Raw genomic sequence first — 9,975 nt, 5'->3', positions numbered from 1 at the left:
CCGCGACGGTCGCGCGGGCCGGCTTCGCACTCACCGCCGCCCCGTCCGTGGTGCGAGGGGGCGGCGGTGAGTATGCAGTGGGATCTCGATCAGGCCGGCCAGGTCGGCATTCTGCGCCTGTCCGGCTTCCTGAGCGAACGGACCACCCACCGACTCCACGGGGCCGTCGAATGGGCTCGCGCACGATGCCCGGACGGGGTCGTCGTCGACCTGTCCGCCCTCACCGGCTGGAACCAGCACGGCGAAGCGGGCATCGTGGCCGCAGCCGAGCGGCTCGGCCAAGGCCCTACCCGTCTGGTGGTGTGCGGTCTGCGCGAGAGACCCGCGCCCGCGCTGCTCGCCGCCGTCACGGCCGGCGTCCTCGTTGTCCAACCGGACGCCGACGCCGCGCTCGGCGCACTCGGGCGTACCTGACCGGCCGTCCTCGACCGGTCATCGGGATTGCTAGGGTCGGCAGCTGATGATGTTCTGCTGTTCGAGGGCTGGATCGAGACGGTGACGACGTGAACGCTGACGCCCGGCAGTCGCCTCCTGTGGTGGGCGTGCCGCTGTACCAGTTGAAGGCCGAGTTCTTCAAAGCCCTCAGCCACCCCGTCCGCATCCGCGTCCTGGAACTGCTCAGCGAGCGCCCGCACGCCGTCGCCGAGATGCTCCCGGAGGTCGGCGTCGAACCCGCCCACCTCTCCCAGCAACTCGCCATCCTGCGCCGGACCCGCCTGGTGGCCAGCCATCGAGAAGGCGGCGCCACCTACTACCGCATCGCCAGCCCCGAGATCGCCGACCTGCTGGCCGTCGCCCGCTCCATCCTCGGCGACCTCCTGACCGGCCAGGCCGAACTCCTCGACGACCTGCGCGGCGATCGGTGACGAGAGGCCGGGCCAGTCACTGCGCTACGCGGGAGGGGCGGGCGAGTTCGGCGCCCCAGGCCTTGGCGCGGGCGATTTCGCCGGAGCGCAGGGGGCCGTCGGTCTCCTCGACGATGAAGCCTTCGGGTTCGGCCAGGACGTCGTAGTGGTGGTGGGAGAGGCGGCGGGCGATGCCCTCGGCGGCTCCGCCGGGGTGTTTGATGTCGGCGCGGGTGTCGAAGGCGGCGGCGGGGGTGCCGGGTTCGGTGTCGGGGAGGGCGTGGAGCCAGCGGCGGAGCCCCGGGCCGGCGGCGGTGGTGGCGGCTTCGTGGGCCTGTTCGGTGTGGCCGGCTTTGCCGGACTCGGCTTTGGCGGCCATTCGGCGGGTGAGGCCGGTGGTCATGCCGTGCAGGTGGGTCGGTCCGCCGACCACGAGCAGGTCGACGGGTTCGGTCAGAGCGGCCTGGGCGACCGGGAGGCAGCGAACGGTGGCTTCCGGGCGTGCCTCGTGGACTCCTTCGGCGATCGCCTCGGCGACCTCGCGGGTGTTGCCGTACAGGCTCTCGTACACGACCAGTGCTTGCATCGCTGTTCACCTCTCAGTGGTGGGCGGGGACGGTGATGACGGGGCAGTGTGCGTGGTGCAGCAGCCCGTGCGGGACGGGGCCGAGCCGCATGCCGGTGAAGCCGCCCCGGCCGCGGCGGCCGACCACGACGGCCAGGGCGTGGGCGGAGGCCTGGGCCAGTTGCTCGACGGGGTGGCCGGTGAGGACCTCGTGGGTGAGGTCGAGGTCGGGGTCGTGGTCGGTGAGTCCGGCGGTGGCCTGGTGGAGCTGCTCGCGGATCATCTCGGCCACCGCGTGCTCCTCGGCGGGGACGATCAGGGGGACCTGCCAGACGCTGACCGCGCGCAGTGCGGCCCGGCGCCGGGTGGCGAAGTCCGCCGCGAACTCGACGGCCGCTGCGGCGGAGCGGGAGCCGTCCACGCCGACCACGACGTAGGGCGGCTGCTGGGTGACGTGTTCCGGTGCGCGGATCACCACGACGGGGCAGTGGGCCTGGGCGCTGACCGGCACTGTGACCGAGTATCCGCTGAGCCATTCCTCCAGCCGGTTCATCCGGCGGGAGCCCAGGACGAGCAGCTGGGCCCGCTCGGATTCCCGGCAGAGCACCTTGGCGGGATTGTCCTCCGCGAGCAGTGAGGTGGTCTCGACAGCGGGGTGGCGCTCGTGGACCAGGGCCATCGCCTTCTCCAGCGCCGTCTCGCCGCTGTGGCGAAGCGCCTCGTGGAAGCGGCCGCCGTCGAATCCGCGCAGCTCGTAGGCCTCGGGCAGGACGGCGTGCACCAGTCGCAGCGGCAGGTTGCGCCGGGTGGCCTCGGCCGCGGCCCAGTCCACCACCATCGGGCTGATGTTCAGGGAGTCGACGCCGAGGACGATCGGACGGCGTTCACCGCTGGTAGTCATGGTTCCTCCACCTGGTCCGGCGGCCGGGTGCGAACGCGGCCGGCTGCCACCCACGCTAGGCGGCCCGGTGCCCGCGGGGGAGGGCCGATCGGCCCAGGGGACCAGGGTCGGCAGCGGCGCGGGCCTGGGGTCGCGGGGAGGGCGTAGTGGGGGCCCTGGCCCCTCGTGGCCGGGACGCGGCCGGGCGGAGGGTGGAGGCATCACACGGAGGTGAGTACGGTGATCACGTCGAAGACCTGGGAGTTCCACGAGGGCGACCGAGTGACCGTCTACCGTGACCGGGAGTACGGCACGGCCGAGGACGCGTACGTGGTCGAGGTCCGTGCGGACCGCAGTCTGCGGCTGGAGTTCGGCGACGGTCACCGCAGCTCACTGCGCAACGGCCACGTCGAGCTGTGCGCGGCCTGAGCGGACCGGGGAGGCGGACGGCGATGCGACGGGCTTCCGGCGGGTCCTCGCGCTGCTGACCGGGCACGGCTCGGGTCAGAGTCTGAAGGTGTAGCTCTCGCCGGGGCGGACGGTGGTCGGCGTGCCACGGAAGCGGATCTGCACGGGTGCCTGGTGCCCCTCGCGGAGCCCGACCGTCAGCGTTCGGTGGTCGACGGTGAGCAGCACGCCCCAGTGGCCCCGGTAGCGGAGTTCGAGGTCGAGCCGGCCGAGGGCGGAGGGCAGGCGGGGGTCGAGCCAGAGGGCGTCCTCGCGGATCTCCAGACCGGTCCAGCAGCGCTGGAGCAGGTCGACCGCGCCGGCCATCGCGCCGAGGTGGATGCCCTCGCGGGTGGTGCCGCCCTGGACGTCGCGCAGGTCGGCGGTGAGTGCGTCGCGGAAGTGGCCCCAGGAGGCGCGGCGGTCGGAGCGGGTGAGCACCCAGGCGTGGACCACGGAGCTGAGCGTCGAGCCGTGGACGGTGCGGTGCAGGTAGTAGGAGGTGGTGCGGCGCATCAGTTCGTGTCCGGCGGGGTAGCCGAGGTGGCGCAGCAGGTCGCGCACCTCCCGGGCGGAGAAGAGGTACCAGAGCATCAGCGTGTCGGCCTGCTTGGACGCCCGGTACCGGTTGACGGTGTCTCCCTCGGCCTCCAGCAGCCGGTCGAGCCGCCGAAGGTCCGGGTAGCGCCGCCGGTAGGCCGCCCAATCCAGCTCGGCGAGCTGCTCGTACCCGTCGAACTGGCTGATCACCCCGTCGTGGAAGGGTACGTGCAGCCTTCTGCCCACCTCCTGCCAGCGGTCGAGCTCGGCCGGTTCGAGCGAGAGGCGCTCGGCCAGCTCGTCCCGGCGGTAGGCGGGCAGGAGGTCGAGGGCGTCCTGGGCGCGGGCCAGCACCCAGGAGGCCAGGACGTTGGTGTAGGCGTTGTCGTCGAGCCCGGGGGCGGTGGCCCAGGGGTAGGCGTCGTGGTACTCGTCCGGGCCGAGCACGCCACGGATCGACCAGCGCCGCCGCCCGGGCACGTACTCGGCGGCGGAGGACCAGAAGCGGGCGATCTCGAGCAGCATCTCGGCGCCGGCCTCGGCCAGGAAGCCGAGGTCGCCGGTGGCCTGGTAGTACTGCCAGACGTTGTAGGCGACGGCCGAGCCGACGTGGCGTTGCAGGTGGCTGTGGTCGGGCAGCCAGCGGCCCGAGACGGGGTTGAGGTGGACGCGGGCGGACTCCTCCCGGCCGTCGCTGGCGCTCTGCCAGGGGTACATCCCCCCGCGTCGGCCCGCCGCGCGGGCGGCCTGCCGGGCGGCGTCCAGCTGGCGGTGGCGGTAGCGCAGCACGGCGCGGGCCAGCTCGGGGAAGCGCAGGTCGAGCAGCCGCAGCACGAAGAGTTCGTCCCAGAAGACGTGACCCCGGTACGCCTCGCCGTGCAGGCCGCGGGCGGGGATGCCGACGTCCAGGTCGGCGGAGTGCTCGGAGTAGCTCTGCAGCAGGTGGAAGAGGTTGAGGTGCAGCGCGCCGGCCTCGGCGAAGTCCGCGTCGATCCGGCAGCGGCACCAGAGCTCGCGCCAGCGAAGTGCATGGGCTCGCACCAGGCGGCCGAAGTCGTCCGCGTCGGCGGCGAGGCTTCGGGCGGAGTGGAGCGGCTCGGCGGTGGCCGGGTCTCGGGAGGTGTGGACCGCGACCACTTTCTCCACGGTGAGGGGGGTGCCCACCGGGAGGTCGAGGGCCAGGAGCTGAGCGGCCCGGCCGGCCTGGAACTCCTCGGTGCGGCCGAGCCTTGTGGGCGCGCCCGCGAGGTGTGCCCGGGTCCGGGCAGCGAGTGCGACGCGCTGCCCGGACCCGGTGGTGACCTCCAGCCACAGCGTCCCGTCCGGGTCCACACCTTGGCCCAGGGGAGCGAGATGACGGCTGGTCAGCCCGGCGTAGCGGGGGACACCGGTGTTGGCCACGGTGCCGTCCAGCGCCGAGCGGAGCTCCAGCCGGCCGGACCAGTTCTCGGCGGTGAGTACCGTCTCCAGCGCCACCAGGTGTGGCTGGGCCTGGCTGGCGAGACGGCGCTGGAGCAGCCGGGTACGGCGGCCCGCGGCGTCCACCACGACTGCCTCGCGGGTCAGCACGCCCTGGCGGAGGTCGAGTTCGATCCGCTGGCGCTCGGGCGGGCCGGTGAACCACTCTCCGCCCGCGCAGCGGAAGGTGAACGGCAGCCAGTTGGGGCAGTTGACCAGGTCCTCGTGGGCGAACCGGTGGTCGCCCACGGTGGAGCCGGTGCGGTCGTAGCAGCCCGCGAGGTAGGTGCCCGGGTAGTGCACGCCGTCCGCCACCGACTCCGGGGCCGCGCCTCTGGCCACCAGGTAGCCGTTGCCGACCGCGCAGAGTGCCTCCCGGAGCCCCTCCTGCCCGGGGTCGAACCCGTCGTAGCGGAGCGTCCACGCATCCGGCATGACCATGAGGCCTCCTCCGTCGGCCGTCGTCCCCAGTCTGCTGGGTGGTGGCCTGCAGTGCTCGGTGCCGGTCGGACCAGGAGGCGGGGCCGCTCGGCCCTGTGCCCGGGGCGGGTGTGCCGGGTCTGCTGGAGCCAGGGGAACGAACCGACCCCAGGAGGGTGGCCATGGCAACGGGGACGAGGCTCGTCGAGCGGGAGACGCTGCGCACGGAGTCCGGACGCGACATCGCCGTGGTCCGGTACGGTCCGGGAGCGCTGTCGCCCGGCCCGGCCCGGATCGTGCTGGACACCGCCTGCCTGCCGTACGACCGGATCGAGCTCTGGGCCGTCCTGACCCCGGCGGAGGCGCGGCGACTGGCCGCGGTGCTGGTGGCCCAGGCGGACGCAGCGGACCAGGACACGGCGTTCTGCCGGGAGACAGTGTCATGAGAGTCGCGGAGCTGATGACCACGCCACCGGTCACCGTGGTGCCGGGCGCCCCGGTGCGGGACGCCGCGCGGCGGATGGCCGAGGGGCGGGTCGGCTGTGTCCTGGTCACCGACAGGGGAGCGTTGCGAGGAGTGCTCACCGACCGGGACCTGGTGGTCCGCTGGGCGGCGGCCGGCGGCGACCCGTCCGTCACCGTGGGGGAGATCATGTCCACCCCGGCCGTAACGGTCGACGCGGACGACGACCTCGCCGCCGCCTACCGGGCCTTCCGCCGCACAGGCGTGCGCCGACTGCCCGTCGTGGAGGGCGCCCGCCTGGCCGGAGTGCTCACCATCGACGACCTCTTCCTCGACGTCCTGCAGCACCTCGCCGACCTGCTCGGCCCGGTGTCCTGGAGCGCGCTGCGCGAAGGCAGCGCGGGCCCGGGCCCCGCCGAGCGGCCCGACCACCACGGGAGCACACCATGGAACGCAACAGCTGGGACACCGTCAGCGGCGTCATGACCCGCGCAGTCGTCGCCGTCGGGCGCGACGCGCCCTACCCGGAGATCGCCGACACGCTCCGGAACTGGCGGATCAGCTCGATGCCGGTGCTCACCGGCGACGGCCGCGTGATCGGCGTGGTCTCGGAGGCCGACCTGCTGAGCGCGCGGGAGCGGGAGGGGGCGGAGCGGGCGGAGGCGATGACCGCCGGCCGACTGATGTCGGCGCCCGCCGTCACCGTCCACCCGGACGGGCCTGTGGCCGAGGCCGCTCGCACGATGGCCCGGCGCCACCTCAAGCGGCTGCCCGTGGTCGACGAGGAGGAATACCTGGTCGGCATCGTCAGCCGGGCCGATCTGCTGAAGGCGCACTACCGGGAGGACGAGGATCTCGCGGCCCAGGTACGCCTCGAACTGCTCGCCGCGCTGCACCCGCAGGCCCTCGCGGAGATCGAGGTCGGCGCCGAGGAGGGGCGGATCGTTCTCACCGGGCTGTTGCCCGAGGCGCTGACCGCCGCCGGAGTGCGCAGTCTGGTCCGGGTCGTGCCCGGCGTGGTCGACGTCGAAGTCCGGCTCGCCGCCACGGTATGAGGGTCAGGTGACCGAGGTGGACCGCCACGTCCTCGCCGCCGTCGACGGCACCCCCGACAGCGGGGCCGCCGTCCGCTGGGCAGCGGCCCGGGCCGAGCGGGCGGGCCTGCCCCTGCGGCTGGCGCACGCCTGGGGCCACCCCGAGCACGCCGTACCGGGTCTGCCGGGCATCAGCGAGGTGCGCGGCCGAGCGCTGGCCGCGCTCGCGGAAGCGGCAGCCCTGGTGGTTCGCGAGCATCCGTCGGTGGAGGTCCGGACCGAGCTGCTCGAGGTCCCGGCACCACGCGGGCTCCTGACGGCAGCCGAGGACGCCGAGCTGGTCGTGGTCGGCTCGCACCGACCGGGCGGGCTGCTGGGGCTGCTCTTCGGTTCCGTGGGACTGGCCGTCGCCGCCGGCGCCGACCGCCCGGTCGTCCTCGTACCGGCCGCGGCCGGCGGGCCCGCCGTGGGCGGGCGGGTGGTTGTCGGGGTGAATCCGGAGGGGAGCCCCGGCCCGGTCCTGGCGTTCGCCGCACGGGAGGCGGAACACTGGGCGGCCTCGGTCCATGCCGTGTACGCCTGGACACCGCCGCGCGGCTGGGAAGCACTGGAGGACTGCGCGCGGGCCGGGACGGCTCGGCGCGAGTTGGCCCGCCTGCACGACGTGGTACGGCGGTCGGCGGGCGGCCCGGTGGCCGAGGAGGCGCGGCCGGGTCGGGCGGCCGAGGTGCTGCTCAGCGGTGGGGCGGACGTGCGGCTGCTCGTTCTCGGCCGCTCGCGGGGCCGCCTCGGTCCGGTCGCGCGGGAGGTGTACGAGCACGCTCACACCCCGGTGGCAGTCGTGCCGCACGGCTGATCCCGCGCCGACCGGGCAGAATCGAAGGGGATGTGAGGCACCCCACCCTCGGGAGCGGGACATGGACGAGAACGGCCCCGGCAAGCCGGAGCAGCGTGTGACGGTGTTTCTGCTCGACGACCACGAGGTGGTCCGGCGCGGGGTGCGGGACCTGCTGGAGGCCGAGCCCGACATCGAGGTGGTCGGTGAGGCCGGGAGCTGTGCGCAGGCCCTGGCCCGGATCCCCGCGCTGCGGCCGCAGGTGGCGGTGCTCGACGTGCGGCTGCCGGACGGCGACGGGGTGACCGTCTGCCGTGACCTGCGGGACCGGATGCCCGAGCTGGTCTGCCTGATGCTGACCTCCTTCGACGACGACGACGCGCTGCTCGACGCGATCATGGCCGGGGCGGCCGGGTACGTGCTGAAGCAGGTCAAGGGGGCTGACCTGGTGAGTGCGGTGCGCACCGTCGCCTCCGGGCAGTCGATGCTCGACCCGGCGACCACCCGCAAGCTGATGGAGAGCCTGCGCCACCACGACGAGAGCGACACCGAGGCCGCGCTCGCCGCCCTCACACCACGTGAGCGCGAGATCCTGGTGCTGGTCGGTGAGGGGAGGACCAACCGGGAGATCGGCCTGGAGCTCTACCTCGCCGAGAAGACCGTGAAGAACCACATCTCCCGGATGCTCGCCAAACTCGGCGTCGAACGGCGGCTGCAGGCGGCCGTACTGGCAGCCCACGCCGATACCGGGCACCGTCCCGGCCGGCCGCCGCACTGAGCCCGGCCGGGACGGACGCCCCGCCCGGGCGGGCGGGGGCGTTCTCGAAGGAGGAGGGACTGTGAACGGACCGATCGTCACCGGTTTCGACGGCTCGCCCGAGAGCGTGTCAGCCGCCCACTGGGCGGCCCGGGAGTCGATGCGGCGAAAGCTGCCGCTGGAGCTCCTCCAAGCTTGGCCGTGGCGCGAACCCCACGTGCTCGGCACCGAGGACGCCGTGCGGTGGGGGCGGCAGCAGCTGGCCCGCCAGGAGGTCGAGCTGCGCGCCAGGCTCTCCGGCGTGGAGGTGAGCGCGGTGCACATCCCGCAGCCTCCGGCCGCCGCCCTGGAGGCGGCCGGCCGGTCGGCGTCGATGCTGGTCCTCGGTTCGCGCGGGCTCGGGGCGCTGCGCGGCTTCCTCATCGGCTCGGTGAGCCAGGAGGTGCTGGCGGCTGCCGCCTGCCCGGTGGTGCTGGTCCGGGCGGACGACGGGGGCGCGTTCACGGACGGCTCCGGAGTGGTGCTGGCCCTGGACCTGAGCCACCCGGGTGAGGCGGTGGTCGATTTCGCCTTCGAGGCTGCTGCCCTCCGTTCCGCGCCACTTCGGGTGGTGCACGCGTGGGAGCCCCCGATGGGCAGCGAGTTCGCGGTGCTCGCCGCGTTCGGAAGCCTGGAGCAGGAGCTCGCGGTCGACGCGGCGCAGCGGCTGACGGAGGCCCTGGAGCCGTGGCGGGCGAAGTACCCGCAGGTGCGGGTGGAGGCGGGCGCGGTGCACGGTCCTGCGGCCCGCGAGGTGGTCGAGGCTGCCGCGGGGGCCGGGCTGGTGGTGGTCGGGCGCCGGGCCCGCCGTGCGCCGGTCGGGCTTCATCTGGGTACCGTCACCCAGGCGGTGGTGCACCACGTCCATGCGCCGGTCGCGGTGGTGCCGTTCGGCTGAGTGCCGGGACCGTTCGGCGGGCCGAGCCCGACCGGCCCGGTGAAGAGAGCCGACCGGCCCAAGCACTGACGGCCCGCCGCGGCGCAGTGTGGACGGTGAAGGGCAGCGGCCCGCCGCCCCACCGGCCCCAGGAGGCCGTGATGATGTACTGGAACGACCACGACATGAACGGCTGGGGCATCGGCCTGATGACCTTCGGCACGCTGCTGTTGCTGGGTCTGCTGATCGTCGCGGTGGTCGTGCTCCTCCGCTACGCCGGGCACGCGCCGCACCACCACCCCGTGCCGCCCGCCCCGCCGGTCCGGCCCGAACCCGAGCAGCTGCTCGCCGAGCGGCTGGCCCGGGGCGAGATCGACACCGACGAGTACCGCCGCCGCCTGGACGCCCTGCGGGACGGACGCGGCCAGGCCTCGGGCTGAGCAGGACGGAGACCGTCATGACCACACTGGCCCTGGACGCGCAGGCCCTGGAGGAGCTGGTCTCCGCAGCGGTCGCCGCGCCGTCCGTCCACAACACGCAGCCCTGGCACTTCCGGCTGGTGCCGGAGACCGCCACCCTGGAGATCCGTGCGGTGCCCGAGCGCGCACTGCCGACCACCGACCCGGAGGGCCGGGCGCTGCACATCTCGGTGGGCGCGGCCGTGCTCAACCTGCGCGTCGCGGCCCGGCACCACGGCTGGGCGCCCGAGGTGCGGCTCCTGCCTAATGGGACTTGCTGAGTCGTAGAGACTCGGTGCCGTAGCCGCCAGCAGGTGAGCACTCTCTCCGCCGGAACCACTGCGAGTTCTGGGGTCA

The 9,975-nt window shown here is 73.9% G+C and carries 13 protein-coding genes and 1 pseudogene; 11 read left to right on the top strand and 3 right to left on the bottom strand.

Translation table 11 applies throughout. The features are described from left to right. Positions 1–414 (top strand): STAS domain-containing protein (locus ABT095_RS38235; RefSeq protein ID WP_350534246.1); only part of this gene is annotated, 414 nt, incomplete at its 5' end. A 122-nt stretch (positions 415–536) separates the two neighbouring features. Further along, positions 537–866 (top strand): ArsR/SmtB family transcription factor, encoded by a 330-nt coding sequence (locus tag ABT095_RS38230; protein ID WP_350534247.1) that lies wholly within the window; start codon positions 537–539, stop codon positions 864–866. A gap of 16 nt (positions 867–882) precedes the next feature. Here the strand turns inward: ABT095_RS38230 and ABT095_RS38225 are convergent, their stop codons facing one another. Both ABT095_RS38225 and ABT095_RS38220 read right to left on the bottom strand, forming a co-directional pair. After that, positions 883–1,431, bottom strand: a complete 549-nt coding sequence (locus tag ABT095_RS38225) for a flavodoxin family protein (protein ID WP_350534245.1) — start codon at positions 1,429–1,431, stop codon at positions 883–885. 13 nt (positions 1,432–1,444) lie between these two features. Further along, a complete protein-coding gene (locus tag ABT095_RS38220) occupies positions 1,445–2,311 on the bottom strand; it encodes a universal stress protein (RefSeq protein WP_350534244.1) in 867 nt (288 codons plus the stop codon). A gap of 219 nt (positions 2,312–2,530) precedes the next feature. On the opposite strand from ABT095_RS38220, the gene ABT095_RS38215 reads away from it, so the two are divergent. After that, positions 2,531–2,719, top strand: a complete 189-nt coding sequence (locus ABT095_RS38215; protein ID WP_350534243.1) for a hypothetical protein — start codon at positions 2,531–2,533, stop codon at positions 2,717–2,719. A 75-nt stretch (positions 2,720–2,794) separates the two neighbouring features. On the opposite strand, the gene ABT095_RS38210 is transcribed toward ABT095_RS38215, so the two are convergent. Then, complete coding sequence (locus ABT095_RS38210; RefSeq protein ID WP_350534242.1) at positions 2,795–5,176, bottom strand: glycoside hydrolase family 65 protein; 2,382 nt, start codon at positions 5,174–5,176, stop codon at positions 2,795–2,797. Positions 5,177–5,337: 161 nt separating this feature from the next. On the opposite strand from ABT095_RS38210, the gene ABT095_RS38205 reads away from it, so the two are divergent. From ABT095_RS38205 to ABT095_RS38170, 8 genes and pseudogenes are all read left to right on the top strand, one after another. Then, positions 5,338–5,601: a hypothetical protein gene (locus ABT095_RS38205; RefSeq protein ID WP_350534241.1), complete on the top strand. Its 264-nt coding sequence runs from the start codon at positions 5,338–5,340 to the stop codon at positions 5,599–5,601. Then, on the top strand, positions 5,598–6,104 hold the full coding sequence (locus ABT095_RS38200; protein WP_350534240.1) for a CBS domain-containing protein: 507 nt from the start codon (positions 5,598–5,600) through the stop codon (positions 6,102–6,104). The genes ABT095_RS38205 and ABT095_RS38200 overlap by 4 nt, the downstream gene beginning before the upstream one ends. Next, complete coding sequence (locus ABT095_RS38195; RefSeq protein WP_350534239.1) at positions 6,065–6,673, top strand: CBS domain-containing protein; 609 nt, start codon at positions 6,065–6,067, stop codon at positions 6,671–6,673. Before ABT095_RS38200 ends, ABT095_RS38195 begins: the two co-directional genes overlap by 40 nt. A 7-nt stretch (positions 6,674–6,680) precedes the next feature. Next, the gene (locus ABT095_RS38190; RefSeq protein WP_350534238.1) at positions 6,681–7,508 is read left to right on the top strand and encodes a universal stress protein; all 828 of its coding nucleotides are present in this window, start codon (positions 6,681–6,683) and stop codon (positions 7,506–7,508) included. Between the two features lie 61 nt (positions 7,509–7,569). Continuing rightward, complete coding sequence (locus ABT095_RS38185) at positions 7,570–8,265, top strand: response regulator (RefSeq protein WP_350534237.1); 696 nt, start codon at positions 7,570–7,572, stop codon at positions 8,263–8,265. Positions 8,266–8,326: 61 nt separating this feature from the next. Next, positions 8,327–9,181: a universal stress protein gene (locus ABT095_RS38180; protein WP_350534236.1), complete on the top strand. Its 855-nt coding sequence runs from the start codon at positions 8,327–8,329 to the stop codon at positions 9,179–9,181. A 140-nt stretch (positions 9,182–9,321) separates the two neighbouring features. After that, positions 9,322–9,600 (top strand): SHOCT domain-containing protein, encoded by a 279-nt coding sequence (locus ABT095_RS38175; RefSeq protein ID WP_350534235.1) that lies wholly within the window; start codon positions 9,322–9,324, stop codon positions 9,598–9,600. Positions 9,601–9,617: 17 nt separating this feature from the next. Further along, positions 9,618–9,884 (top strand): annotated as a pseudogene (locus ABT095_RS38170) (nitroreductase family protein); the annotation flags it as partial. Positions 9,885–9,975: the final 91 nt, after the last annotated feature.

Origin of the sequence: Kitasatospora sp. NPDC002227, from assembly GCF_040296285.1 — a bacterium.
GTDB lineage: Bacteria > Actinomycetota > Actinomycetes > Streptomycetales > Streptomycetaceae > Kitasatospora.
Note: the sequence above shows the minus strand (reverse complement) of the source record. Positions and strands in the feature narration are given on the sequence as shown.